At 67.8% G+C, this 26,064-nt stretch carries 26 protein-coding genes; 12 read left to right on the forward strand and 14 right to left on the reverse strand.

What is annotated here, in order from left to right; all coding sequences use genetic code 11:
* Positions 1-3 precede the first annotated feature (3 nt).
* From purL to ACFVJ3_RS31235, 4 genes are all read right to left on the reverse strand, one after another.
* A complete protein-coding gene (gene purL, locus ACFVJ3_RS31220; RefSeq protein ID WP_378455751.1) occupies positions 4-2,289 on the reverse strand; it encodes a phosphoribosylformylglycinamidine synthase subunit PurL in 2,286 nt (761 codons plus the stop codon).
* A gap of 143 nt (positions 2,290-2,432) precedes the next feature.
* On the reverse strand, positions 2,433-3,716 hold the full coding sequence (locus tag ACFVJ3_RS31225) for a M18 family aminopeptidase (RefSeq protein WP_378455752.1): 1,284 nt from the start codon (positions 3,714-3,716) through the stop codon (positions 2,433-2,435).
* Between the two features lie 25 nt (positions 3,717-3,741).
* On the reverse strand, positions 3,742-4,095 hold the full coding sequence (locus tag ACFVJ3_RS31230; RefSeq protein ID WP_378455753.1) for a VOC family protein: 354 nt from the start codon (positions 4,093-4,095) through the stop codon (positions 3,742-3,744).
* Positions 4,096-4,135: 40 nt separating this feature from the next.
* A complete protein-coding gene (locus ACFVJ3_RS31235) occupies positions 4,136-5,341 on the reverse strand; it encodes a macrolide family glycosyltransferase (RefSeq protein ID WP_378455777.1) in 1,206 nt (401 codons plus the stop codon).
* Positions 5,342-5,435: 94 nt separating this feature from the next.
* Between ACFVJ3_RS31235 and ACFVJ3_RS31240 the strand changes: the two genes are divergently transcribed.
* Positions 5,436-6,053 carry a TetR/AcrR family transcriptional regulator gene (locus ACFVJ3_RS31240; protein ID WP_378455754.1) on the forward strand — a complete coding sequence of 206 codons (618 nt, stop codon included), beginning with the start codon at positions 5,436-5,438 and terminating at the stop codon, positions 6,051-6,053.
* Positions 6,054-6,062: 9 nt separating this feature from the next.
* On the opposite strand, the gene malQ is transcribed toward ACFVJ3_RS31240, so the two are convergent.
* The gene (gene malQ / locus ACFVJ3_RS31245; protein WP_378455755.1) at positions 6,063-8,168 is read right to left on the reverse strand and encodes a 4-alpha-glucanotransferase; all 2,106 of its coding nucleotides are present in this window, start codon (positions 8,166-8,168) and stop codon (positions 6,063-6,065) included.
* A 194-nt stretch (positions 8,169-8,362) separates the two neighbouring features.
* Here malQ and ACFVJ3_RS31250 point away from each other — a divergent pair, with 194 nt between their 5' ends.
* Together ACFVJ3_RS31250 and ACFVJ3_RS31255 are read left to right on the forward strand one after the other, a co-directional pair.
* A complete protein-coding gene (locus ACFVJ3_RS31250) occupies positions 8,363-9,010 on the forward strand; it encodes a HemK2/MTQ2 family protein methyltransferase (protein ID WP_378455756.1) in 648 nt (215 codons plus the stop codon).
* 57 nt (positions 9,011-9,067) lie between these two features.
* Positions 9,068-9,361, forward strand: a complete 294-nt coding sequence (locus tag ACFVJ3_RS31255; protein WP_378455757.1) for a WhiB family transcriptional regulator — start codon at positions 9,068-9,070, stop codon at positions 9,359-9,361.
* A gap of 44 nt (positions 9,362-9,405) precedes the next feature.
* Here the strand turns inward: ACFVJ3_RS31255 and purQ are convergent, their stop codons facing one another.
* Both purQ and purS read right to left on the reverse strand, forming a co-directional pair.
* Complete coding sequence (gene purQ / locus ACFVJ3_RS31260) at positions 9,406-10,083, reverse strand: phosphoribosylformylglycinamidine synthase subunit PurQ (protein WP_378455758.1); 678 nt, start codon at positions 10,081-10,083, stop codon at positions 9,406-9,408.
* Entirely contained in the window at positions 10,080-10,319 is a 240-nt protein-coding gene (gene purS / locus ACFVJ3_RS31265) for a phosphoribosylformylglycinamidine synthase subunit PurS (RefSeq protein ID WP_378455759.1), read from the reverse strand. The genes purQ and purS overlap by 4 nt, the downstream gene beginning before the upstream one ends.
* Before the next feature lie 131 nt (positions 10,320-10,450).
* Here purS and ACFVJ3_RS31270 point away from each other — a divergent pair, with 131 nt between their 5' ends.
* The gene (locus tag ACFVJ3_RS31270) at positions 10,451-11,098 is read left to right on the forward strand and encodes an MBL fold metallo-hydrolase (RefSeq protein WP_378455760.1); all 648 of its coding nucleotides are present in this window, start codon (positions 10,451-10,453) and stop codon (positions 11,096-11,098) included.
* A gap of 50 nt (positions 11,099-11,148) precedes the next feature.
* Here the strand turns inward: ACFVJ3_RS31270 and ACFVJ3_RS31275 are convergent, their stop codons facing one another.
* The 3 genes from ACFVJ3_RS31275 to ACFVJ3_RS31285 form a co-directional block, all read right to left on the reverse strand.
* Positions 11,149-11,853: a DUF2334 domain-containing protein gene (locus ACFVJ3_RS31275; protein WP_378455761.1), complete on the reverse strand. Its 705-nt coding sequence runs from the start codon at positions 11,851-11,853 to the stop codon at positions 11,149-11,151.
* A 97-nt stretch (positions 11,854-11,950) separates the two neighbouring features.
* Positions 11,951-12,445, reverse strand: coding sequence for a glutathione peroxidase (locus ACFVJ3_RS31280; protein WP_378455762.1), 495 nt, complete (start codon positions 12,443-12,445; stop codon positions 11,951-11,953).
* A gap of 82 nt (positions 12,446-12,527) precedes the next feature.
* Positions 12,528-13,913, reverse strand: coding sequence for a cation:dicarboxylate symporter family transporter (locus ACFVJ3_RS31285; protein ID WP_378455763.1), 1,386 nt, complete (start codon positions 13,911-13,913; stop codon positions 12,528-12,530).
* Between the two features lie 160 nt (positions 13,914-14,073).
* Between ACFVJ3_RS31285 and ACFVJ3_RS31290 the strand changes: the two genes are divergently transcribed.
* The 3 genes from ACFVJ3_RS31290 (at position 14,074) to ACFVJ3_RS31300 (ending at position 16,743) form a co-directional block, all read left to right on the forward strand.
* The gene (locus tag ACFVJ3_RS31290; protein ID WP_378455764.1) at positions 14,074-15,639 is read left to right on the forward strand and encodes an ATP-binding protein; all 1,566 of its coding nucleotides are present in this window, start codon (positions 14,074-14,076) and stop codon (positions 15,637-15,639) included.
* Positions 15,636-16,325, forward strand: coding sequence for a response regulator (locus tag ACFVJ3_RS31295; RefSeq protein ID WP_378455765.1), 690 nt, complete (start codon positions 15,636-15,638; stop codon positions 16,323-16,325). Before ACFVJ3_RS31290 ends, ACFVJ3_RS31295 begins: the two co-directional genes overlap by 4 nt.
* A 238-nt stretch (positions 16,326-16,563) precedes the next feature.
* Entirely contained in the window at positions 16,564-16,743 is a 180-nt protein-coding gene (locus ACFVJ3_RS31300) for a hypothetical protein (RefSeq protein ID WP_015888663.1), read from the forward strand.
* 100 nt (positions 16,744-16,843) lie between these two features.
* Here the strand turns inward: ACFVJ3_RS31300 and ACFVJ3_RS31305 are convergent, their stop codons facing one another.
* The 4 genes from ACFVJ3_RS31305 to ACFVJ3_RS31320 are packed head-to-tail and all read right to left on the reverse strand — an operon-like array spanning position 16,844 to position 20,846.
* Positions 16,844-18,973: a S9 family peptidase gene (locus ACFVJ3_RS31305; RefSeq protein WP_378455766.1), complete on the reverse strand. Its 2,130-nt coding sequence runs from the start codon at positions 18,971-18,973 to the stop codon at positions 16,844-16,846.
* A gap of 3 nt (positions 18,974-18,976) precedes the next feature.
* A complete protein-coding gene (locus ACFVJ3_RS31310; protein ID WP_378455767.1) occupies positions 18,977-19,861 on the reverse strand; it encodes a phosphoribosylaminoimidazolesuccinocarboxamide synthase in 885 nt (294 codons plus the stop codon).
* Between the two features lie 11 nt (positions 19,862-19,872).
* Entirely contained in the window at positions 19,873-20,181 is a 309-nt protein-coding gene (locus tag ACFVJ3_RS31315; protein WP_378455768.1) for a hypothetical protein, read from the reverse strand.
* 11 nt (positions 20,182-20,192) lie between these two features.
* A complete protein-coding gene (locus tag ACFVJ3_RS31320; RefSeq protein ID WP_378455769.1) occupies positions 20,193-20,846 on the reverse strand; it encodes a DJ-1/PfpI family protein in 654 nt (217 codons plus the stop codon).
* 208 nt (positions 20,847-21,054) lie between these two features.
* Here ACFVJ3_RS31320 and ACFVJ3_RS31325 point away from each other — a divergent pair, with 208 nt between their 5' ends.
* The 5 genes from ACFVJ3_RS31325 to ACFVJ3_RS31345 all read left to right on the forward strand — a co-directional run bounded on the left by ACFVJ3_RS31325 (position 21,055) and on the right by ACFVJ3_RS31345 (position 25,968).
* On the forward strand, positions 21,055-22,011 hold the full coding sequence (locus tag ACFVJ3_RS31325) for a GlxA family transcriptional regulator (RefSeq protein ID WP_378455770.1): 957 nt from the start codon (positions 21,055-21,057) through the stop codon (positions 22,009-22,011).
* Between the two features lie 96 nt (positions 22,012-22,107).
* Complete coding sequence (locus ACFVJ3_RS31330; protein ID WP_378455771.1) at positions 22,108-23,562, forward strand: MDR family MFS transporter; 1,455 nt, start codon at positions 22,108-22,110, stop codon at positions 23,560-23,562.
* Positions 23,559-24,599 (forward strand): D-2-hydroxyacid dehydrogenase, encoded by a 1,041-nt coding sequence (locus ACFVJ3_RS31335; RefSeq protein ID WP_378455772.1) that lies wholly within the window; start codon positions 23,559-23,561, stop codon positions 24,597-24,599. Before ACFVJ3_RS31330 ends, ACFVJ3_RS31335 begins: the two co-directional genes overlap by 4 nt.
* A 40-nt stretch (positions 24,600-24,639) precedes the next feature.
* Positions 24,640-25,383, forward strand: a complete 744-nt coding sequence (locus ACFVJ3_RS31340) for a hypothetical protein (protein ID WP_378455773.1) — start codon at positions 24,640-24,642, stop codon at positions 25,381-25,383.
* Between the two features lie 36 nt (positions 25,384-25,419).
* On the forward strand, positions 25,420-25,968 hold the full coding sequence (locus ACFVJ3_RS31345; RefSeq protein ID WP_378455774.1) for a cupin domain-containing protein: 549 nt from the start codon (positions 25,420-25,422) through the stop codon (positions 25,966-25,968).
* The last annotated feature ends 96 nt before the right edge of the window (positions 25,969-26,064 follow it).

Here is a 26,064-nt window from a genome sequence, read left to right on the forward strand (position 1 = left end):
TCATCACCCGAACAATGCCGGCAGAGTTCCCTCGAACGTTGTGCGCAGCTCGGCCAGCGAGACCGAGAACTGGTCCTGGACCTCCACGGAATCGGACCCCTCGTCGACGACACCGATGCGCACCCACGGGAGATTACGGGCCGTGCACATGCCGGTAAAGCGAGTTTCCTCGGTGCGCGGGACCGCGACGAGCACGCGGCCCGACGACTCGGAGAACAGGGTGACGAACGGATCGGCGTCGTCGGGAAGCAGGATGCGGCAGCCTGTCTCCCCGGCCAGCGCGGCCTCGACGACGGTCTGCGCGAGACCACCTTCGGACAGGTCGTGCGCCGCGGACACCAGTCCGTCGCGGGACGCCGCGAGGAGGATGTCGGCCAGCAACTGTTCCCGCTCGAGGTCGACCTTCGGCGGAACGCCGCCGAGGTGGCCGTGCTCGACCTGCGACCAGATGGACCCGTCGAACTCGTCGTGGGTGTCGCCGAGCAGGATGAGCGTCTCGCCCGGTTCCAGTCCGAGACCGGTGGGGATGCGACGGTGCACGTCGTCGATGACGCCGAGCACTGCCACCACCGGGGTGGGCAGGATCGGGGTCGACCCGGTCTGGTTGTAGAAGCTGACGTTGCCGCCGGTCACGGGGATGCCGAGCTTCGCGCAGCCGTCCGCCAGGCCGCGGACGGCCTGCTGGAACTGCCACATGACGCCGGGATCCTCGGGGGACCCGAAGTTCAGGCAGTTGCTGACGGCCTTGGGGGTGGCGCCGGTGACGGCGACGTTGCGGAAGGCCTCGGCGAGCGCGAGCTGCGCGCCGGCGTACGGGTCGAGCGCGGTGTAGCGGCCGGACGCGTCGGTGGCGAGCGCGATGCCGCGGCCCGTCTTCTCGTCGACGCGGATCACGCCCGAGTCGGCGTTCTCGGCCAGGACGGTGTTGCCGCGCACGTAGCGGTCGTACTGCTCGGTGATCCACTTGCGGCTGCACAGCGCCGGGGACGCGAGCATCTTCAGCAGGGTGGACTTCAGTTCGTCGGCCGACTCGGGACGCTTCAGTCCGGCGGTGGTGTTGGCGACGAGGGCGTCCTGGCTCGCGGGACGCTGCACGGGGCGCTCGTACACCGGGCCCTCGTGGGCGACGGTGCGCGGCGGCACGTCGACGACGGTCTCGCCGTGCCAGGAGATGGTGAGCCGCTCGCCGTCGGTGACCTCACCGATGACGGTGGCGAGGACGTCCCACTTCTTGCAGACCTCCATGAACGCGTCGACGTTGTCGGGGGTGACGACCGCGCACATGCGTTCCTGGGACTCGCTGGACAGCACCTCGGCCGCAGTCATGCCGGTGGCCCGCATCGGGACCTGCTCGAGGTTGATGTGCATGCCACCGTCGCCGGCCGCGGCGAGCTCGGACGTGGCGCAGGACAGGCCGGCGCCGCCGAGGTCCTGGATTCCGACCACGAGCTTCGCGGCGTACAGCTCGAGACAGCACTCGATGAGCACCTTCTCGGTGAACGGGTCACCCACCTGCACAGCCGGGAGCTTCTTCCGCCCGGTTCCGGACTCGTCGCCGTCGAACGTCTCCGACGCGAGGACGGAGACGCCGCCGATGCCGTCGAGGCCGGTGCGCGCACCGAACAGGATGATCTTGTTGCCGGCACCGGACGCGAACGCGAGATGCAGGTCCTCGACGCGCATCGCGCCGGCGCACAGGGCGTTGACCAGGGGGTTACCGGCGTACGACTCGTCGAACACGGTCTCGCCGCCGACGTTGGGGAGGCCGAGCGAGTTGCCGTACCCGCCGACACCGCGCACCACACCGTCGACGACGCGTCGGGTGTCGGGGGCATCCGCCGCACCGAAGCGCAGCTGGTCCATGACGGCGATGGGCCGTGCGCCCATGGCCATGATGTCGCGGACGATGCCGCCGACGCCGGTGGCCGCGCCCTGGTAGGGCTCCACGTAGGAGGGATGGTTGTGGCTCTCGACTTTGAACGTGACGGCCCAGCCGTCGCCGATGTCGACGACGCCGGCGTTCTCGCCGATGCCCGCGAGCATCGAGGAACGCATCTCGTCGGTCGTGGTCTCACCGAAGTACTTCAGGTGCACCTTGGACGACTTGTAGGAGCAGTGCTCGCTCCACATCACCGAGTACATCGCGAGCTCGGCCTCGGTGGGGCGGCGGCCCAGGATCTCCTTGATACGGGCGTACTCGTCGTCCTTCAGACCCAGTTCCTTGAAGGGCTGTGGGACGTCGGGGGTCGCGGTGGCGGCGGTGACGGTATCGACCGGGTGTGCTGACACTGGAGGTGGGGTCCCTTCCCTACGGGAGTCAAGAGAGGCAAGCCGGGAGTCACGGTCGGCGCAAGCCGGGTGGCGACGAGCCGTACGTCAGTCTATCCGGCGGCTCGTTCCGGTACCGACCTGGCGCTGCTCGCCCCGCTTCCTCACGCCGTCGGTGTGAGGAAGGCCGCAAGTGCGTCGGAATAGGCCCGCACGTCACGGGCGCCCATCAGCTCCCGCGACGAGTGCATTCCGAGCTGGGCGGCACCCACGTCGACGGTGCTCAGCCCGGTCCTGGATGCGGTGATCGGGCCGATGGTCGAACCGCACGGCAGATCGGCGCGGTGCACGTACCGCTGCAGCGGCACGCCGGCCTGGTCGCAGGCGAGGGCGAACGCGCCGGCTCCGGCCGCGTCGGTGGCGTAGCGGAGGTTCTGGTTGACCTTGAGCACCGGTCCCCCGTTGACGGCGATGTGGTGCGCGGGCTCGTGCCGGTCCGGGTAGTTGGGGTGCGTCGCGTGCGCCATGTCTCCGGACGCGCAGATCGATCCGGCCATTGTCTGCAGGAATTCTTCGCGACCGCCGCCGCGGCCGAGGACGATGCGCTCGAGCACGGTGCTCAGGAGATCGGAGAACGCGCCCCGATCGGACATGCTCCCCACCTCCTCGTGGTCGAACAGCGCGAGCACCGGCACCCGATCCCCGGGGTTCTCGGCCGCCGCGAGCAGCGCCTGGGTGCCCGCGTAGCAGGTGCCCTGGTTGTCGAGTCGCGGCGCACTGACGAGGTCCTGTTCGGTTCCGACGATCGCGCTGGGCGCGAGATCGTGGGTCATCAGTTCCCACCCGAGCACCGCGCCGGCAGGCACCTCCGCCCGGTCGGCCACGAAGTCGATGAACGAGCGGCGTTCGGACCCCACGCCCCACACCCCGTTGAGGTGGCGCTGCGGATCGAGGTGGACGCCCTTGCGGTCCTCGGACAGGTGGATCGCCAGCTGCGGGACGCGCAGGATCGGTTCGTCGACGCGGACGAGTTTCTCCTCGACCGTGTTGCCGGCCCGCACGCTCAGCCGCCCGGAGATGCCCAGGTCGCGGTCGAGCCACGAGTTGAGCCACGCGCCGCCGTACGGTTCGAGACCCACCAGCTGCCACCCTGCCGACGACAGGTCGGGGTGCTGCTTGACGCGCAGGTTCGGGCTGTCGGTGTGCCCGCCGACGATGCGGAACGGCGCCGTCCGGCCCAGTCCTTCGGTACTCCACGCGATGAGGGATCCGCCGCGCACCAGGAAGTACCGGCCGGGCTCGCCGGGCCACGAGTCGGTCTCGTGCAACTCGGTGAATCCGTTGCCGGTCAGCAACATCGACACCGTTTCGCACACATGGAACGGCGACGGTGATGCATCGACGAACGTGCAGAGTCCCTGGGCGTCGGCCCACGTAGTGGAAGGCATGGGGTCAATCATGCAGGACCCGCTGTCACGTGTGGGGACCCGAGACGCAGAACTGGTTGCCGTCGGGATCGGCGAGCGTGACCCACCGGAAATCGCCCATTTCGTGCTGTGCGACCTCCGTCGCGCCCTCGGCACTCAGCCTGCCCACCTCGCCGTCGAGGTCGTCGGACGCCAGGTCGAGGTGGATGCGGTTCTTCCCCGGAGTGGGGTCGCCGACCTTCTGGAACGCCAGTTTCTGCGCGGACTCCGGGAGTGCGACGACGTAGAACCAGCCGTCGTTCTCCTGCTCGATCGTGCCCGCCGTCTGCTTCGCCCACCACTTCGCGAGCGGCCCCGGATCCGTGGTGTCGAACGTGATCATGCCGAGTGTGAGTGCCATGCCCGCACAGTAGACGTGACCACCGACACGTTTCGCGGCTTCAGAGGAACTTCTCGATCACCCTCACGGCGGCGTCCACTCCACCCGCAGAACGCAACTCGGCGGCGAGCTCCGCGCTGCGGCGCCGGACCGGCTCGGCGTCGACGTGCGCGAGCGCGTCCCGCAACTCGGCTGCCGACACGTCCGAACTGTCCACTCGCACCGCGACTCCCGCAGCGACGAGCGCGTCGGCGTTGTCGAACTGGTCGGTGGCCTGCGGCGCGGCGATCATCGGAGTTCCCGTGAACATTCCCTCACTGGACCCGCCCATGCCGGCGTGGGTGAGGAACGCGTCGGCCTGCCCGAGGATGTCGAACTGGGGCACCCACCGGTGGACCTCGACGTTGGCGGGCACGGTCCCGAGTTCGGCGACGTCGACGTGCTGCCCGATCTGCAGAACGACGTGCCAGCCGTCGAGGTCGCCGAACGCCTCGATGCAACGACGGTAGAAGTCGGCGTGATCGGTGAACGCGGTGCCGAGCGAGATGAGCAGCACTTTGCCCGCGTCTGCCGGGCGCTGCCACCTGCCGTCGGCGGGTCGCCGGGTGGGCAGAGCCGGTCCGACGAACGTGTAGACGTCCTTGTTCACCCGGTCGGCGTTGGGCTGCATCGATTTCGCGATCAGCACGACCGCCCGGGCCGGGCGGCCGTAGAACTCGTCCGGGTCCGTCTGGACACCGTTGTCCCGCAGCAGCTTCCCTTGCCGCGCGTACAGTGCCGCCCCGCGTGGGTCCGCCCGCATCGTGTCCACGAACGACTTCATGTCGTCTTCGTAGCCCTCCCACGCCACGTACGTCGGCGACAATTGCACGATCGGCACGCCCCATTCCTCGGCGAGGACGCGGGCGGGGCCTCCCGCGATGTCGTAGAGGAACAGGTCGGGGCGGTCGTCCTCGTACAGCGCCCGCAGTTGGGGCAGCATCGACTCGTACTCGGCCTGGAACAGAGTGAGCTGATCGATGGTGTCGCCGTCCCAGGACTTCCCGGACTCCTCCGTCGCACCCGCGGTGTTCACCCGCGGCAACGTCGAGGCGTATTCCTTGAACTCCGCCCCGGTGCTCTCGACGACGTCCTTCACGGCGGCGTCGTTGGCATACGTCACGCGGTGTCCGCGCGTGACGAGTTCTCGGAGAATCTCCAGGCTCGGGTTGACATGCCCGGGCGCCGGAATGCTGACCATGGCGATGTGCGAGCGGGTCATCTTCATCCTTTCCGATACGGAACGGTCCGTCTCGCTCAAGACTGGCACGTGCCAAAAGCTAAGTCAAGACGATACGTCTCGTCTGGTCTACGATCCGTTCATGCCGTCCGCCGACAATCCCCGCCGTTCCGAACGGTCCCGCGCCGCGATCCTGCAGGCCACGCAGGAACTGATCCGCGAACAGCCCTACGGGACGATCAGCATCGAAGGCATCGCCGCGCGCGCCAAGGTCGGGAAACAGACCATCTACCGGTGGTGGCGGTCCAAGGGCGCGCTCGTCGTGGACGCCCTGCACGAACAGAACGCGGCCGGCGCCCAGGAGGGGGTGCCGACCGTCGAACGCGGGTCGACCATGGCCCTGCCGGACACCGGCGACCTCGCCGCCGACATGCGCCTGGTCCTGCGGGCCACGGTCGACGAGTTCACCTCGCCCGATTTCGAACCGCTGTTCCGGGCGCTGTCCATCGAATCGCTGCAGGACCCCGCACTGCAGGAACAGATCGTCGAGCGGATCTACCGGCCGCAGTTCGAGTTCGTCGCGGCGCGGTTCCGCTCCGCGCAGGACGCCGGGCAGGTGCGGCCCGACGTCGACCTCGCTCTCGCGTTCGAGTTGTTCATGGCGCCGATGTTCTACCGCTGGCAGAGCGGAGCGCATCCCCTCACCCACGACCACGCGGACGCCGTCGTCGACCTGGCGATGCGCGCCCTCGCACCCTGACGGCCGGGATCAGCCGGCGTCGTCGACGAACCCGAAATCGCCGTCCGCCAGGTCCTCGACGTGGACGGCACGCCCCGACGCGTCGGCGAGGGGAATCTTCCAGTTCGAGTACTGGGTCTCGTCGGTGCCCGGCTGATTCTGGACGCGGTACTCCCCCACCAGGTCGGCGAGAGCGACACCCGACAGCAACGACGGACTGCGGTTGATGAGCCGGTACAACGCTTTCACGGTGTCGGGTATCGACGCGTCGTCGGCGAGCAACCCGCGGTCGCGCGCCAATTGCAGTACGGCCTCGCGCTGCTGGGCGTCGTGTTCCTTCTCGAGTTCGAGGTCGCGTTCGAGGAGCCCGAGCCGCGAGCGCAATTCGATGTGTTCGCCGGCCAGGTATCCGGCGGTCGGCGGAAGATCGTGCGTGGTAACGGATGTCAGGCACAGGGTCCGGTACTGCTCCGGCGGTGTCGGCCGCTCGCCGTCGTGCTCGAACCACAGGATCGAGGTCCCCAGGATCCCGCGCTCGGCGAGGTAGTCCTGGACCGCGGGTTCGAAAACCCCGAGATCTTCGCCGATCACCACGGCGCCTGCGCGCTCGGCCTCGAGCGCGAGGATCCCGACGAGAGCCTCGTGGTCGTAGGAAACGTACGTTCCGTCCGCCGGCGACTCCGCGTCGGCGGGGATCCACCACAGCCGGAACAGCCCCAGAATGTGATCGACCCGCAGCCCACCCGCGTGCTTCAGCACGGTGCGCAGCATGTCGCGGTACGGGGCGTACCCCAGTTCGGCCAGCCGATCCGGTCGCCACGGCGGCTGATTCCATTGCTGACCCTGCTGATTGAAATCGTCGGGAGGAGCGCCGACGGTGATACCCTCCGCCAGAGCCGTTCCCAGCGACCACGCGTCCGCACCCCCGCGCTGGACCCCCACCGCCAGATCATGCACGATCCCGATGTCCATGCCCGCCGCGCGCGCCGCGTCCTGTGCGTCGGAAAGCTGTTCGTCGCATACCCATTGCAGCCACGAGTAGAACTCGATTCGAGGCGCGAGCTTGCGCCGCTGCGCCTGCACCCAGTCGCTGTCGGGCGCACCGGCCTTCGTCGTCCATCGCGGGTCGCCGGGCGGCAGTTTCTCGGTGAGCGCACACCAGGTCGCGAAGTCCTGCAGTCCGTCCCCCTCGACGCGGCAGAACTCCTCGAACGCGTGCTGCCTGCTCGGGCTGCGCTCGATCCGGAAGACCCGTTCGAGCACCCGGAGTTTGGCCCGATACGACGGGTTGCGGTCTATCCGGTCGGACCGGTCGTTCGCCCTCTCGAATCGCGCTGCGGCGTCGCGCATCCGCGCATGGCGTCGCGTCGAGAGGTACGCCGTCTCCGGGATGTTCTCGACACGGATGTACATCGGGTTGACGTAGCGGCGGGTGGTCGGCAGGTACGGCGACGCCTCGATCGGTGGCCGGGGCTGCGCGGCATGCAGCGGATTGACCAGAACGTAGTCGGCGCCGTGAACGGAACCGAAGATCGACGCGAGATCCGCGAGGTCGCCGAGGTCCCCGACACCCCAGGAACGACGCGACCGGATCGAGTACAACTGTGTGAGCACACCCCAGCGTCGGCGGGCGCTCAGTGCGTCGGACGTCGACAATCGTGCCGGTGTCACCACGAGCGTGCACGACGAGGACGTGACCGAGGTGGACGCCCGCACCGTGTGCCACCCGCACGGAACGTCGGATGGGACGACGAACGTCGCGCGGCCGACCAGGGCGCCGTCGACTTCCCGTGGATCGACCCACACCTGAAGTTGGCGTGCCGGGACCGTCCCGCCCGACTCCGTGTCGATCGTGACGTCCACTGACTCGCCGTGCGGAACGTGGACCACGAAACGGGTCTCGGATCCGTCCCTACCGACGACAACGGGCGGCAGCATTCGCCGCCACGGTGCCACGTCGCATTCGGACAGGGCGCGCCGCACCTCGTCTTCCGTTCCTGCGGGAACGCCCAAGGCCGAGAGGACGCTGCGGAGCGTGTCGTCACGCACGTCGTGGCGCTGCTGATCCCAACCCCGGTACGACGTCGCCACCCCGTGCCGGGCCGCGAGGTCACGCAACTGCTCGGTGTACGTCACCCGTCGATCGTGCCAGTTCACCTCGGAATCTGCGCGACTTCCGACCAGTGCCACGGCGGTCGGAGCGCATCGGCGTGATTGGCCCTGCGCCCCGCGGGGTAACTGTGGAGTGATGAGACGCACGGCGTCCACGGTGAGCCCCAAAGCCATGCCGTGGACGCATCAGGATGCGACCGGCGACCGAGGAGTTTTCGATGCTGCTACGTCTTCCCGGAGTCTATCGCCCGCAACACGATACGCAGTTGCTGGCCGACGTCCTGGCGGCGGAGCCCCTCGGTCCCCATTCCCGGGTACTCGACCTCTGCGCGGGGACCGGCGCGCTGAGCGTGCGCGCCGCCGCCGCCGGCGCGGGCCGGGTGACCGCGGTGGACGTGTCGAGGCGAGCGGCGATCAGCATCAGACTCAATGCCCTTGTCGGAGGACACCGGATCCGGGTGATTCACGGAGATCTCATCGAGCAGGTTCGCGAGGAACGGTTCGACGTCGTCGTGTCCAACCCGCCGTACGTTCCGGCGCTGGTCGACGCCGTGCCCGACCGCGGTCCGGCGCGGGCCTGGGACGCGGGTAAGAACGGTCGCGCACTGCTCGATCGGATCTGCTGCCAGGCCCCCGACGTTCTGGTCGCCGGTGGCGTCCTGCTGCTGGCACAGTCCAGCCTGAGCGGAGTCGAGAAGACGCTGACGATGCTCGAGGAACAGAACATGCGGGTCGACGTCGCCGCGACCGCCGAGATCCCCTTCGGACCGGTCCTCGTCGAACGCAGAGGCATGCTCGAGCGGCGAGGGCTCATCGAGGCCGGCCAGACCCGCGAAGAGATCGTGGTGATCCGCGCCGTCAAATAGGGATCGAATGTGTGCCACAACGCTTTTCAGCGCCGACGACACTCCGAGGGAGCCGATATGCCGTCATCCACTCGCCTTCCCAACCCCAACACCGAGGCCTGGGACTGGCAGATACACGCCCGGTGCCGCGGCGTCGAATCGTCCGTGTTCTTTCATCCCGACGGCGAGCGGGGCAATGCCCGCAGCAACCGCGAACGTCGCGCGAAAGCGATCTGCCGACGCTGCCCAGTTCTCGTCGAATGCCGAGACCACGCCCTGAACGTGACCGAACCGTTCGGAATCTGGGGCGGGCTCACCGCGTCCGAACGCCGCGGCATCACACAGCACGGCGAGGGAACCGTCGCCGTCTGACCCGGCACCGTGCAGGCCCTCGGCCACACACGGTGCCGGTCGGTTCAGGCGGAGATGACGCTGTCGAGGACGGAGTAGAACATGCCGAGCCCGTCGTCGCTGGGGCCGGTGAGGGCCTCGGTGGCGTGCTCGGGGTGCGGCATGAGGCCCACGACCCGGCCGTTGGCCGAGGAGATGCCTGCGATGCCGCGCTGCGAACCGTTCGGGTTGTCGCCGACGTAGCGGAACACGACGCGGCCCTCACCCTCGAGTTCGTCGAGGACGTTCTCCGACGCCTGGTAGCGGCCCTCGCCGGACTTGAGCGGGATGAGGATCTCGGCACCCGACTCGTAGCGGGACGTCCACGCCGTCGACGAGGCCTCGACCTTCAGCCACTCGTCGCGGCAGATGAAGTGCAGGCCTTCGTTACGGGTGAGCGCGCCGGGCAGGAGGCCCGCTTCACACAGAACCTGGAAGCCGTTGCAGATACCGAGGACGGGCATGCCACCCTGCGCGGCCTGCACGACCTTGCCCATGACGGGCGCGAACCGGGCGATGGCGCCGCACCGCAGGTAGTCGCCGTAGGAGAAGCCACCGGGGACGATGACGGCGTCGACACCCTTGAGGTCGGCGTCGCCGTGCCACAGGCTCACGGCCTCGCCGCCGGCGAGGGTCACCGCGCGGGCGGCGTCGACGTCGTCGAGGGTGCCGGGGAAAGTGATGACTCCGACGCGGGCGCTCATGCTTCGACGCGCCTCACGGTCCAGTTCTCGATCACCGTGTTGGCCAGCAGGGCCTCGGCGATCTTCTCGAGCTGAGCGTCGTCGACACTGCCGTCGACCTCGAGCTCGAACCGCTTGCCCTGACGGACATCGGAAACTCCAGCGAAGCCGAGCCGCGGCAGCGCTCCGACAATGGCCTGCCCCTGGGGGTCGAGAATCTCGGCCTTGGGCATGACTTCGACGACGACACGGGCCACGTGCTGCTCCTTGTTGTTGTGCGCGAGCCCAGAGTGGAACACCGGGCACCCGGAAGTTTACCGGGCTACCTGCCTGCGGTTCGCATCGGACGAACGGGACGAGCCATGCACGCAGGCGCATACTCGAATTCATGCGATTGACTCACTTCGGCCACAGCTGCGTCCTCGTCGAGTTCAACGGTTCCACCATCCTCTTCGATCCGGGAAACTTCTCCCACGGATTCGAGGGCATCACCGGACTGGACGCAATCCTGATCACCCACCAGCACCCCGACCACGTCGACCAGCAACGACTGCCCGCCCTCGTCGAGGCGAACCCCGGCGCGGCGCTGTACTCCGACCCGCAGACCGCGGCCCAACTCGGCGGCGCGTGGACGGGGGTGCACGCCGGCGACGAATTCGACATCGGCGACGTGCACGTCACCGGCACCGGCGGCAGGCACGCGGTGATCCACCCCGACATCCCCGTGATCGACAACACGGCGTTCCTGCTCGGCGACGCCGGCAACCCCGCCCGGCTGATGCACCCGGGCGACTCGCTGTTCGTCCCGGAACAGAAGGTCGACGTGCTGGCCCTGCCGGCCGCGGCGCCGTGGCTGAAGATCTCCGAGGCCATCGACTACCTGCGCGCTGTCGCACCGCGGGTCGCAGTGCCCATCCACCAGGCGATCATCGCGAACGAGGCAACCGGCATCTTCTACGGCCGCTACTCGGACATGGCACCCGAGGGCACCGAGTTCCGCACGATGCCGAGCGAGTCGAGCATCGAAGTGGCCTGACGGCCCCGTGAGTACTTATCAACCGCCCGCGGTTAATAAGTACTCACGGGTCAGGCGGCACCGATCTGCGGGATCCGCGGCTCCCAGCGGTACACGTGCGGCTGCGCGTCGTGGTAGAGCGCGAGGTCGACGGCGTCGAGCATCGCCTGCCGCGGTCCCGACGTGCCCAGTTGCTTGGCGGTGACGGCGAGGCGCACCACGCCCCCGCGCCTGGCGGTCCGTCCGGAGCCGAGTACGAGCGCCCGGCACCACCACGGTTCGGCGCGGAATCCCTCACCGATCCCCAGCACCCGCGACCGCACCGACGTCTCGCGTTCGAGGTCGTGGATGGCGGTCATCGTCGCCAGCAGCCGGAACCCGGCGGACGGCAGAGCCGCGACGGCGCCCTGCGACGCCAGCCAGCGGGGAGGAGCGAACAGTCTGGTGCGCAGTCCGGTCTGCTCCATCACCCGGTCCGCCGCGAGCAGTCGCAACCGCGCCTCGTGCTCGGGAAGCGAGGCGAACTCGGCCCGGCGACGTTTGGTCGCGGCCTGGTCGTATCCGTGCAGGACGACGGCGTCGCCTCGGGATCGGCGCGCGCGGACCCAGTCCTGCGTCGCGGGGTCGTTGACCAGTCGATACTTGTCTTTCAGGCGCGGGGCGACGAGCAGCGACAGCGGCACGCCGCGCGCATCCATCTCCTCGGCGAACGCGGCCGCGAAGTCGCGTGTCTCGTCCTTGATTCCTGACACCGACACGATCAGCTGTCCGGTCATGGCCCCAGCGTGACAGGTGAACGTGAACGGCGAGCAAAGCTCGTGCGCCTTTCCGGTAGTGGGTGCTACCAGAAAGGCGCACGAGCGGCGGAGCCGCCTACTTGGGCAGGACCGCCTCGATGGCCCCGACGACCTCGGGTGCCTCGGGCTCGGTGCGGGGACGGAACCGGTTCACGACGGTGCCGTCGGGTGCGACGAGGAACTTCTCGAAGTTCCACTGGATGTCGCCCGCGGCGCCCTCGGCATCGGCGGCCTTGGTCAGTTCGTCGTAGAGCGGGTGCCGGTTCTCACCGTTCACCTCGATCTTCTCTAGCAACGGGAACGTGACGCCGTAGGTGGTGGAGCAGAAGGTCTCGATCTCTTCGGCGGTGCCGGGCTCTTGACCCATGAACTGGTTGCACGGGACGCCGATCACGGTCAGCCCGCGGTCGGCGTAGTCGGTGGCGAGCTTTTCGAGGCCCTTGTACTGCGGGGTCAGTCCACACTTCGAGGCGACGTTCACGACGAGGACGGCGCGACCGTCGTATTCGCCGAGTGAGGTCGGCGTGCCGCCGAGTGTGTTGATTCCGATGTTCTGAACTGGTGTCGTCATGCGAACCAACGTAGCCAACAAACCTCTGTGCGCCCAGGCTTCGAATCGCCCGGGCGCACAGAGGTTTACTTCGGAGTGGGTGTCAGCTCTTCACGAGCACCCGCGGCTCGTCGGCGGCAGGGGTCTCGGTGACCTGCTCTTCGACGACCTCGCCGTGGCCGTCGTCGACCATCGTCGACTCGTCGAACGGGAGCTTGCCGTCGAGGACGGTGCGGACGCGCTCGTTGTCGATCGTGTTGGTCCAGGAACCGACGAGCAGGGTGGCGACGGCGTTGCCGGAGAAGTTCGTGACCGCGCGGGCCTCGGACATGAACCGGTCGATACCGACGATGAGGCCGACGCCGTCGAGCAGTTCGGGACGGTGGCTCTGCAGGCCGCCTGCGAGGGTGGCGAGCCCGGCGCCGCTGACTCCGGCAGCACCCTTGGACGCGATGATCATGAACACCAGCAGCGACAGCTGCTCGGGGAAGGACAGCGGCTGGCCCATTGCGTCGGCGATGAAGATCGACGCCATGGTCAGGTAGATCGCCGTGCCGTCGAGGTTGAACGAGTAGCCGGTGGGGACGACGACACCGACGGTGGTGCGCTCGACGCCGACGTGTTCCATCTTCGCGATCAGACGGGGCAGGGCCGACTCGGACGAGGACGTGGCGAAGATCAGCAGGTACTCACGGGCCAGGTACTTGACCAGCTTGAAGATCGAGACGCCTGCGACGACGCGGAGCACGGATCCGAGGACACCGAACACGAAGATCAGGCAGGTGAGGTAGAAGCCGAGCATGAGCGTGGCGAGCTGGACGACGGCGCTGAGACCGGTCTGACCGACAACGTTCGCGATGGCACCGAAGGCCCCGATCGGTGCGAGCCACAGGATCATCGACAGGATCTTGAAGACGAGCTTCTGCACGGAGGCGACACCGCGCAGGATCGGCTCACCCTGCTTGCCGAGGGCCTGCAGTCCGAAGCCGACGAGCAGCGCGACGAACAGGGTCTGCAGCACGCTTCCCTCGGTCAGCGCCGACATCAGCGAGGTGGGGATGATCGACTGGAGGAAGTCCATGGTGCCGCCGGCGCCGTGGGCCTTCTCGGCGAGCGCCGCTCCGGTGCCCGCGGTGTCGGCGCTGATGTTCAGGCCGGAGCCCGGGTTGAGCAGGTTCCCGACCACCAGACCGATGCCGAGCGCGACCGTGGACATGCCGATGAAGTAGGTGAGGGCGAGTCCGCCGACCTTGCCGACCTTGGCGGCGGCCTTCACCGATCCGATGCCGAGCACGATCGTGCAGAAGATGACCGGGCTGATCATCATCTTGATGAGGTCGACGAACATCGTGCCGAGCACGCCGAGCGACTTGCCGACTCCCGGAGCCAGCCATCCGACGAGGATGCCCGCGACGACGGCGACGATGACCCCCATGTACAACCAGTGTGTCCGGTCGCGCTTCTTGGTCTTCCCTGTCGCAGTACTCATGGGATTGTCCTCCAATTCGAGTGGCAAGCTGATCGGTGAGGCCGGTTAGTGACCGCGATCACGTCTTGGAAGAATCTTCTAAGCGATCGCTTGGCTGGAGAAGTTTGTGTTCATTACGTTCAGGAGAAATGCATTGCCGCACCATCCGCCGAGAGGGCCCATGAGCGTCGCGAGGCAGCTCTTCCTCCTGCAGCTCGTCGTGTTGGTGCTGGTCATCGGCGCCGGGACCGCGCTGGCCATCGTCGACCAGCGCCGCGACAGCGACGAGACCACCCGACGTGCCGTCACGGCCGTCGCGACCACGCTCGCGCTGTCGGACGGCACCGTCGAGGCCTTGCGGTCCCCCGACCCGACGGCGGTGCTCCAACCCCAGACCGAGCGGATCCGTGCCGCGACCGGCACCGATTTCATCGTCGTGATGACGCCCGCAGGCATCCGCTTCACCCACACCAACCCGGAGCTGATCGGTGGTGTGTTCTCCGGGAACATCGAGCGCGCTCTCCGCGGGGAGACGTTCACCGAGACGTATGCCGGTTCCTTGGGACCGTCGATCCGGGCCGTGGCCCCGGTGTACGACGGCGACCGGATCGCGGGTCTCGTGTCCGTCGGCGTCACGCGCGAGAAGATCGGCGACCAGTTCGCCGCAAGTCTGCCGACCATCTTCGCGGTCGCCGCGATCGGTCTGGCGGTGTCGGCGGCCGGATCGTTCCTGCTGAGCCGGCGCCTGCGCCGTCAGACGCTGGGAATGGCGCCGGACGAGCTGCGGCAGATGTACGAGCATCACGACGCCGTCCTGCACTCGATCGGCGAGGGCCTGGTGGTGCTCGGCCGCGACAGCGGTGACACCGCGAAGGCCGAAGTGGTGAACGACGAAGCGCGCCGCCTCCTCGATCTCCCGGAGGGCCCCGTCCCGGTGGCCGCGCTGCCGGAGTCGCTGCGGCAGTCGCAGGACGACGATTCCCGGGACGAGGTGCACGTGACCCCGGATCGCGTGCTGCTCGTCAGCCGGGAGCCCGTGACGTGGGAGGGACAGCGTCTCGGGACGGTGCTGACCCTGCGCGATCGCACCGAATTACAAAGCGTCATGGGCGAACTCGATTCCGTGCGCGGATTCGCGGAATCGCTGCGGTCGCAGGCCCACGAATCGGCGAACCGTCTGCACACGATCATCACGATGGTCGAACTGGGCCGCTACGACGACGCGATCGCGTTCGCCACCGAGGATCTGCGGTTGTCGCAGGAACTGATCGACCGCCTGATGACGGCGGTGCACGAACCCGCCCTGGCCGCACTGCTACTCGGCAAGGTGGGTGTGGCCGCCGAACGGGGAGTCGACCTGACCGTCACCGAAGACACCGCCCTCGGCCCCGTGGCGCCGCTCAGTGCGCGTGAACTCGTCACGCTGGTGGGTAATCTCGTGGACAACGCGATCGACGCCGCCCGCGGTGCGACGGAATCCCCCGGAGAGGATGCGTGGGTGGAAGTGACCGTCCGTCAGGAGGATTCGATGATGGTGGTGCGGGTGGCCGACAGCGGCCCCGGTATTCCCGCCGACGAACTCGACAAGGCGGTCACGCGCGGCTATTCCACCAAGTCGGGTCAGCGCGGGCTCGGACTGGCGTTGGTGGCCCAGGTGGTGGCGCGGCACGGCGGGACGATCCACACGGAGCCGTCGCTCGGATCGATGATCGTCGTCGAGATCCCGATCGAGGGGGACGCCTCGTGATCCGCGTGATGATCGTCGAGGACGAACCACTCATCGCCGAGGCGCATCGGGCGTATGTGGAACGCATTCCGGGTTTTTCGGTCCACACCGTCGTTCACGACGGCAACGGCGCCATGCGCGCGGTCGCCGCCGCGAACGGCAGCGACGACCCCATCGACCTCGTCCTCCTCGACATCGGCCTGCCGGATGCCAGCGGCCTCGACGTGGCGGCGGCACTGAGCGGCGTGCGACCGAGTCCCGACGTGATCGCCGTGACCTCGGCCCGCGACCTCGAGATGGTCCGCACCGCTGTGGCGCGCGGAATCGCCTTGTATCTGCTGAAGCCGTTCACGTTCGCGGCGTTCCGCGACAAACTCGAGCGGTACCGGGAATTCCGCGACGCCCTGCCCGCCGGAAGCAACGCGCTGAGTCAGCACGACATCGATCGGGCGATGTCCGCACTGCGCACTTCCGACGAGCGCGCGGCGTCCCCGAAAGGCGTTGCACCGCAGACACTCGACCACGTCTCGGCATGCATCCGCGACGCTGCCGGTCCACTGACTGCGGCCGAGGTGGCAGCCAGCATCGGGGTCTCCCGGGTCACGGCCTGGCGGTATCTCGAACGTCTCGCCGACGACGGGGTGCTCACCCGGCACACCGAGTACGGCAGGGCGGGGCGTCCGCAGATCCGGTACGCGCTGCGCTGACCTGCAGAGAGCGAGCCCATGCGGTTCGTCCGCGAAAATGCATATCTCGGCACCGCGACAGCCGAACCGTCGGGCTCCAGAACTGACATCCGACTGCCACTGCGGCACAGCCGTATTGACCCGGTACCCGAACCGCGACGAGAAAGTCCCGAACCGGGGTTGTGACCTGCATCACATCGGTGGACGATTGTAGAGGAGTCACCTCCGGCTCGCAGTAACTCAGTCAAGGACCTTCACAATGTCTAGCAGAATTGCCACCACACTCGCCGCAATCGCATTGACCCTGTCACTCGGTACTCTGGCTGCTCCCGCAGCTGTCGCCGCACCGGCTGCACCCTCACCGACCCCGGCAGTCGGTTCGATCGCCGTCTGCCTCAACCTGCCACTGGGGTCGGCCAGCATCAGTTTCTGCATCTGAGCCGTGCGAGGCGGAAGTCCCCTGACACTCCGATTTCCGCCCCGCCCACCGATGCCCTTCACACGCCGAGATCGGATCCTCGGCGGGGGTGCCGCAGTACCTATTCGCCGATCGTGTCGAGCACCCAGGCGAATTCGAACGCTACTTCCTTCCACTTCTCGTAGCGTCCGCTGACACCGCCGTGCCCGGCGCTCATCTCCGTCTTGAGGAGGAGCGGCGAGTCGCCGGTCTTGGTGGCGCGCAGTTTGGCGACCCACTTCGCCGGTTCGACGTAGAGCACCCTGGTGTCGTTGATGCTGGTGATCGCGAGGATCGCCGGGTAGTCCTTGGCCTCGACGTTCTCGTACGGGCTGTACGAGCGCATGTATTCGTAGACCTCGGGGTTCTCGAGCGGGTTGCCCCACTCGTCCCATTCGATGACGGTCAGCGGCAGTGACGGGTCGAGGATCGACGTCAGCGGGTCCACGAAGGGAACGTTGGCGAGGATGCCGGCGAACAGCTCGGGTGCCAGGTTCGCCACCGCACCCATCAGCAGGCCGCCTGCACTGCCGCCATCGGCGATCATCTGCTGCGGCGTGGTGCGTCCGGTGTCGATCAAATGCCTTGCGCTCGAGACGAAGTCGGTGAAAGTGTTCTTCTTCGTGAGCGTCTTGCCGGTCTCGTACCAGTGCCGGCCCATCTCGCCGCCGCCGCGCACGTGCGCGACCACGAACACCACTCCGCGGTCGAGCAGGGACAGCCGCGCGACGGAGAACGCGGGATCCATGCTGGCTTCGTACGATCCGTACCCGTAGAGGAGGGTGGCGGCGGGGTCGTCGACGCCGTTCGTCTTGCGCCGGACGATCGAGAGCGGGATGCGCGTCCCGTCCTCGGCGACGGCCCAATCGCGTTGCTGCTCGTAGTTGCCGGCGTCGAATTCGCCGAGCACGGGTTGCGACTTGCGCAGGGCGAGTTCACCCGTCGACAGCACGTAGTCGTAGACCTGGCCGGGCGTAATGAACGACGTGAACGCCATCCGCAGTGTCGGCTGCCGCCACTCCGGGTTGGCCCCGAGCCCGACGCTGAAGAGTTCCTCGTCGAATGCGATCTCCGTGAACTCGCCGTAGCCGCCCTCGCCGAGGGGCCAGATGGCCAGCCGGGTCAACGCTTCCCGGCGGTAGCCGAGCACGAGGTGATCGGCGAATGCGTCGACCTCCTCCAACCGCACGTCGGAGCGGTGCGGAATGAGGATGGTCTGCGACGTGGGGTCGGACACCGGGGCGTCGGCGAGCACGAAGTTCTCGGCCTTCTCCCCGTCGACGACGTCGTTGTGCATGATCAGGAAGCGGTCTTCCCCCGCGACGACCGCGTGCTCGACGCCGTACTCGACGCCCTCGCGTCGCGGCAGCACCACCCGGAACTCGCCCTCGGGATTCTCCGATTCGAGCACCCAGCCTTCGCTGGTGATCTTCGACCCCACCCAGATCATGAGGTACTTCTCGCTCCGAGTGGACCCGACCGACACCCAGAACCGCTCGTCCGGCTCGTGGAACACGGTGACGTCCTGCGCGCGGTCGGTGCCGAGCTTGTGCCGCCACACGGTGTCGGGGCGCCAGGACTCGTCGACGGTGAGGTAGAAGACGTGACTGTGGTCGATGGCCCAGGTAGCGCCGGGCGCGGTGTCGGGGATCTCGTCGGGCAGCAGTTCGCCGGTCACGAGGTTCTTGAAGCGCAGCGTGTAGCGCTCGTCGCCGACCACGTCGACCGAGTACGCGAGGAGCGTGCCGTCGTGGCTGAGAGAGAAGGCGCCGATGGAGAAGAAGTCGTGGCCCTCGGCCTCGGCGTTGCCGTCGAGCAGGACCTGCTCATCGGTGAGTTCGACACCTGGAGCCAGCTCCGGCGGGGTCCAGTCGTCGGGGCCGGCGATCGGCGCCCGGCACTGGACGCCGTACTGCTTACCCTCGATGGTGCGGGCGTAGTACCACCAGTCGCCCATGCGGGTGGGAACCGACATGTCGGTTTCCTGCGTGCGGGACTTGATCTCCTGGAAGATCTGGTCGCGCAGCGGCGCGAGATGCGCGGTCTGCTGCTCGGTGTACGCGTTCTCGGCCTCGAGGTACGCGACGACTTCGGCGTCGTCCTTCTCGCGCAGCCACTCGTACTCGTCGACGAACGTGTGACCGTGGTGGACGCGTTCGGTGGGGACCTTCTTCGCGACCGGCGGGGTGAGTTTCGCGCCTTCGGAGGTCATGTCTCAGCCCACCCAGTCCGCGAACGACAGACCCGAGATCCGCTCGTACGCTTCGATGTACCGCTCGCGGGTCGCCTCCACGATCTCCGCGGGCAGCGGCGGCGGCGGAGTGTCGGACGCGCGGTCCCAGCCGGATTCGGGGCCGGTGAGCCAGTTGCGGACGAACTGCTTGTCGAAGCTCGGTTGCACCTTCCCTGCCTCGTACCCGTCGGCGGGCCAGTACCGGGACGAGTCGGGGGTGAGGACCTCGTCGGCGAGAACCAGGTTGCCCTTCGGGTCCAGTCCGAACTCGAGCTTGGTGTCGGCGAGGATGATGCCGCGGTCCGCGGCGAAGTTGGACGCCCGGCCGTAGACGTCGAGGGTGTCGTCGCGCAGCTTCACGGCCAGATCCTGGCCCACCTTCTCGACCACGGCCTCGAAACTGATGTTCTCGTCGTGCTCGCCCAGCTCGGCCTTGCTGGCGGGCGTGAAGATCGGGTCGGGAAGCTGGCTCGCCTCCACCAGACCCTCGGGCAGTGCGACTCCGCACACCGCGCCGGTCTCGTTGTAGTCGATCAGTCCCGACCCCGTGAGGTAGCCGCGGGCCACGCACTCGACGGGGACCATGTCCAGCTTCCGGACCACCAGCGCGCGGCCGAGGACCTCTTCGGGGATCCGGCTGTCGTCGGGTTCCCCCGCCAGATGGTTGTTGCCACCGAGGACGCCGAAGAAGAAGACGCTCATCGCGGTGAGCACCCGACCCTTGTCCGGGATCGGGGTGCTGAGGACGTGGTCGTAGGCGGAGATCCGGTCGCTCGCGACCAACAGGAGGTGCTCGTCGTCGATCGTGTAGAGGTCGCGGACCTTGCCACCGGCCAGATGGGCGTATGAATCGAGTGAGGGGCGCACGGTGACCCAGCCTATCGGTCGGGCACCGACCGGCGGCCGCTGACCTTCGAGCTGGGCAGACGTCCCGCCGTCGACTTCCCCGTCATCTCGTCGCCCTCGACGAGGACATCGAACTGCAAGTGGAGACGCAGCGGCTTGGTGATGGACTGAGCCCAGGTGAGCCGGTTCCCGTCGAGCGTCGGGTCGGTGAGCGGCACTTCCTCGGAGGCTCCGCGAGCGATGCCGCGGAGTTCGCCGTCCTGCGTGACGAAGGTCAATTCGACTCGTTGCTTCCCGATGGGTGTGGCGATCACGACGTTCCAGGTGCCGTCGACAGACATGGTTGTGCTCCTCAGATGGTGGTGGGTTCGAGCCCACGGGCACACCAGACGGTGCCGCGGCGCTCGTAAGCGAACAACGTCTCGACCGCGTGGGCGATGCGCGGTCCCAGCTCCCGTTCGAGCAGATACAGTCCGAGGTCCAGACCCGAGGTGACGCCGGCCGCGGTGACGAGGTCACCGTCGTCGACGACGCGGGCGTCCACGGCGACCACCCCGGTGGCGTCGAGCAGATCCATCCCCAGGTGATGGGTGACGGCGTGGCGCCCTTCGACGAGTCCTGCCATCGCGAGTACGAGCGAGCCGCCGCAGACGGTCGCGACGATCAGGTCCGGGTCCGCACAGGCCTCCCGCAGTATGTCGGGGAGCCGCGTCTCGAGGGTCCGCCCGAGAATTTTCGGGATGGTGTCGTCGCCCTCGGTGCGCTCCTCCACACGCCCCGAGGCACCCGGCACGACGATCACATCGGCCCGGCCCGCGTCGAGCGTCGCGGCGGCCCGCAGACTCAGCGGCGCTGTTCCGCTGGGAACCTCACGCACGCCCTCCGCGGAGGCCAGTTCGACGGTCAGCGCGCCGTCGGCGTACAGGCCACCCGCGTGCAGTACCTCGAACGGGGCGATGACGTCGAGCGGGTCGAAGCCGTCGAACAGCGCGATCTGGACATGCATCCGTGGTGCCTTTCACTGTCTGCCTCGTGCCGAGTACACGGGGCCGTCAGTGACGCTAGCCAGCCGGCCGAGACCGGAGAACTGGCATTTTCGCCATATTCCAACGGATTCTCGCCACTCCATTTCTGCAGATTTTCCCGATGCGCAACGGCATTCACCGCTGTCATGCACTCTTGGCGGAAATCAATCGACTCCGTAAGTTGTAGCCATGCACACGGTGGCAGTCCTGGCACTCGACGGTGTCATCGCGTTCGATCTCGCCACCCCGGTCGAGGTCTTCGGCCGCACCAGGTTGCCGGACGGACGCGCGGCCTACCGGGTGAAGGTGTGCGCCCCGGACGGTGACGTGGACGCCGGCGCATTCACACTCCGCGCGCCCTGGGATCTGAGCACTCTCGACGCCGCCGACACGATCATCCTGCCGGGGCTGGCCGACCCCACCGCGCCGCTTGCACCCGACGTACTCGAGGCGCTGCGCCGGGCGGCCGAAAGTGGAACCCGAATCGCGTCGATCTGCGTGGGAGCGTTCACCTTGGCCGCCACGGGACTACTCGACGGCAGACGGGCGACGACGCATTGGGCGGCCGCCGAACTCCTCGCCTCGCGTCACCCTCTGGTCGACGTGGACCCGGCCGTGCTCTACGTCGACAACGGCCAGTTCCTGACCTCGGCCGGTGCCGCGGCAGGCCTCGACCTGTGTCTGCACATGGTCCGCTCGGATCATGGGTCGGCGGTGGCCGCCGACGCTGCCCGGTTGTCGGTCATGCCGTTGGAACGCGAAGGCGGACAGGCGCAGTTCATCGTTCACGAACGTCCACCGTCCGCGGAGCTGACGAGCCTCGAACCGCTGCTCCTGTGGATGCAGGAGAACAGCCGCGAAGACCTGACGCTCGACGACCTCGCCCGGCGAGCCGGGATGAGCACCCGCACCCTCAATCGGAGATTCCGCGAGCAGACCGGCACCACACCGTTGCAGTGGCTCCACCGCGTCCGGATTCATCAGGCGCAGTACCTCCTGGAGACCACCGCTCACTCCGTCGACCGCATCGCCGTGCAGGTGGGGTTCGGGTCGCCGACCGCGTTCCGCGACCGGTTCAAGCGCGTCGTGGGGACCAGCCCCCACTCCTACCGCGCGGCGTTCCGCGGATCCTCGGCGACCGCGTAGCGCCTTCGCGGGCACAGCCGCGGAACACTTCGTCTCCCGTTGTCGTTACCGTTGGTCAGGAACTCTTGTGAGCGCGGTAACCGGAAAGGGTGGGCAATGGCGACGGACACGGCCCCGGTCGACGTCGGGTTCCGTTCGGAACGCGGACCGATTCTGGTGTCGCTGATGCTCACGACATCACTGGTCGCGCTCGATGCAACCATCATCTCCACCGCCGTATTCACCATCGTCGGCGACCTCGGCGGCTTCTCGCAGTTCCCGTGGCTGTTCTCGATCTACCTGCTCACCCAGGCCGTGTCGGTGCCGATCTACGGCAAACTGGCCGACATCTTCGGCCGAAGGCCGGTGATGCTCCTGGGCATCGCGCTGTTCGGCGTCGGCTCGGTGCTGTGCGGGATCGCGTGGAGCATGCCCGCGCTCATCGCGTTCCGTGCGGTGCAGGGTCTCGGCGCCGGAGCCGTCCAGCCGATGAGCATGACCATCGCCGGAGACATCTACACGCTCGCCGAACGCGCCAAGGCCCAGGGCTATCTGGCCAGTGTGTGGGGCATGTCGGCGGTGGTCGGCCCGACCCTCGGCGGGGTGTTCTCCGAGTACCTGTCGTGGCGGTGGATCTTCTTCGTCAACATCCCCCTTTGCCTGCTCGCGGCCGTGATGCTGATCCGCAACTTCGACGAGAAGCAGGTGCGCACCCAGCGGTCCATCGACTACGCCGGCGCCGGAATCCTGGCAGTCGGGGCGACACTGCTCATCCTCGGACTCCTCGAAGGCGGGCAGGCCTGGGCGTGGAGTTCACCGATCAGCCTCGGCATCTTCGCGGCGGGCTTCGTGTTCCTGATCGTCTTCGTCCTCGTCGAACGGCGCGCCGCCGAACCGGTGCTGCCGCTGTGGGTGTTCACCCGGCGGGTTCTCGCCGCGAGCAGTGTCGTGTCACTGCTGGTCGGCGCGATCGTCCTGGGGCTGACCACCTACGTGCCGACCTTCACCCAGGGCGTCCTCGGGACGGGCGCACTGGTGGCCGGGTTCGCGCTGGCCACCCTGACCATCGGCTGGCCGATCGCCGCGTCGCAGTCCGGGCGCGTGTACCTGCGTTTCGGCTTCCGGGTCACGGCCACCGCGGGCAGCCTGCTGGTCGTGGCGGGCACCGCTCTCACGTTGAGCCTGTCCATCGAGTCCGCGGTGTGGCAGGTGGCGATCTGCTGCTTCGTCATCGGCGGCGGCATGGGACTCGTCGCGAGTCCCACCCTCATCGCGGCGCAGTCGAGCGTCGACTGGTCGGAGCGCGGCGTCGTCACGTCGACCAACATGTTCGCCCGGTCCATCGGCAGCGCCGTCGGGGTCGCCCTGTTCGGTGCCCTCGTCAACGCGCGACTGGGCGGCGCCGACAACCCTGCCCCGGGCGATCTGGCCGGCGCCCTGCATCTGGTGTTCGTGGCCGCCCTCGGCGCGGCCGTCGTACTCGTCGTCGCCGCGGCGGCGATGCCGAAGTCCGCCTCCGCGCCGGAGGTCGAGCCGAGCGCACCGACGTCCGACCCGGCTGTGAAGGAGTGACCGTGCCCGACGCCTGCGTCGACGTACTCGTCGCGTCGTATCTCGAGCAGGACCTGGTCGACAGGATCGCAGGCTGCGACCCTCGGATCCGGGTGTCGTATGCACCCGAACTGCTCCCCCGACCTCGATGGCAGAGCGATCACGTCGGGGTGCCGCGCGAGCTGACGGCCGGCGAGCACGACCGGTGGACGTCGATGCTGCGGACCGCCGATGTGATGTTCGATTTCGACTGGCGCCACCCCGAACGCACACTCGACCAGTCGCCGAATCTGAAATGGATCCAGGCGACGTCCGCCGGCGCCGGGCAACTGATCGAGAAATTCGGGCTGTCGCAGGCGCCGCTGACGGTGACGACCGCCGCGGGAGTCCACGCCGATCCGCTGGCGGAGTTCGCGCTCGCCGGCATTCTGCATTTCGCGCGTGGACTCCCCCGGCTGATCGCCGACCGGCAGACCCGGACCTGGCGCAAACAGGAAACGACCGAGCTCGCAGGACGCCACGCGCTGGTCGTGGGCGCCGGCAAGATCGGCAGGCGCACAGCGGAACTTCTCCGGTGCTTCTCCGTCACCGCCGACGGGGTTGTCCGCAACCCACGACCTGCCGGCGCCCCCTTCGACAGCATGACCACCACCGACCGGATCGCCGAGCACCTGCCCACCGCAGACATTCTCGTGATCTCCTGCGCCCTCACCGACGACACTCGCGGGCTGATCGGACGCCCGGAACTCGCCGCCCTCCCCGACGGCGCGCTGGTCGTCAATCTCGGACGGGGACCGATCATCGACGAAGACGCTCTCGCAGAAGCACTGTCGACGGGCCGGCTGGGCGGGGCGGTCCTGGACGTCACCTCCACCGAACCGCTGCGGGAGGATTCACCGTTGTGGACGGCCGACAACGTCATCCTCAGCCCGCACAGCGCCGCCAACGTGCCGTCCGAAAACGGGAAGATCGTGGATCTGTTCGTCGAGAACCTCGGACGCTACCTGTCGGGTGACGCCGCGCTGCTCAACGAGTTCGACTTCGACGCGGGATACTGACTGCGCCGAACGGCCGTCGCCGCTACCGTGGGTATCCACCATGACCGACCGTGACCTCGTCGACCGGATCGACCGGCTCGTGCAGGACCAACTCGCGAACCACGACAACCGATCCGAGCACGACTCGAACGTGAACCAGGACTCGTGCCCGCACTGCGGACGCGAATGGCACGGACTCGCGATCACCGAGCGCATGCAGCAGATGCGGCACGCTCGGGCTCTCGGCCCGAAATACAACTACGCCCGCGATCACACCAGGGTGCTGTGCGCGGGTTCGCCGTTCATCGGGCCGATGCCCGAAGAAGTGCTGATGCTCGGGGGATTCGATGTACATGCCGCCTGGCGGGACATGGTGGCGGCGGCACGGCAGGCTCCCGAACCGCTCGAGCAACCGGACCCGTTCGACACGTACCGCACCTCCGGTCCGCCCGGAGACGAATCACCGGCCGTGGGCCTTGCAGGCGGATGCGACCGCGCGTCGTGGCACTGCCCGCAATGCGGCGACCGAGCGCACTTCCTCGACACCGGCCGCGAACCCAACGCCTTCGCAGTCGCGCTGCGCGCCTACGCCGCGCACATCGCATCGGCGCACGACCCATCCGCGGACGACGCGGACGACGCGTCCGCCTTCTCGACCCGGTGCGCACTCCCCACCCGCGGGGTGCTCTGGGACAGCCGGCACACCGTGATCGGACGATTCGGCCCCGGCGGCAGCACCTTCGAACCCGGTGCCACCGCCCGCGACCTCCGCGGCTTCGGCGGCCCACCGCCTGCGCAAGCCTGAACGCTCCAGGTGCGTCGGATACCGCAGGAAAACGCGATGGCCAGTCCGTCGGCGTATCGTCGCTTGAAGACCCTTACTCGGTCGGAAGTGTGCGGGCAAATGCCGAATCGTCGGATTCTAGGCCCAGAGGAAGGCGAGCTCTACCAGCCCGCCGGTGCCTGTGGCGACCGCTTCCTGGTGAACAGTCGAGAGTGGGGTAGTGGGTTTTCCATGGTTGAGCATCGCCTGCCCGCCAAAGTCCTTGCGGCTCCACTTCACAAGCACACCCGCGAGGATGAGTTCAGCTTCATCCTGGAAGGCACGGTCGGCGCCAAATTCGGAGACCAGGAGGTCAGCGCTGGTCCGGGGAATCTCATCTTCAAACCCCGCGGGGAGTGGCACACGTTCTGGAATGCCGGAGAGACACCGGCACGGTTACTCGAAATCATCTCTCCCGGAGGTTTGGAAGAATTGTTCCGACGCCTCGACCGACCGACCGAGGACCTGAGCCCCACGGAATGGGAGCAACTGATCGCACCCTACGGTTGCTCGGCGGACATGGAGGCGACCATGGCGCTCGTCGAAACGCACGGGCTGATCTTCTAGTCCGAAGTTACTGCTATGAGAACGAGCGAACCCCCGGTTGAGCTGGGGGTTCGTGGTTTTCGGTTGTGGTTGTTCTGGCTACCTGACCGTGTGGGG

Source organism: Rhodococcus sp. NPDC127593, assembly GCF_042671975.1.
Taxonomy (GTDB): domain Bacteria; phylum Actinomycetota; class Actinomycetes; order Mycobacteriales; family Mycobacteriaceae; genus Rhodococcus_F.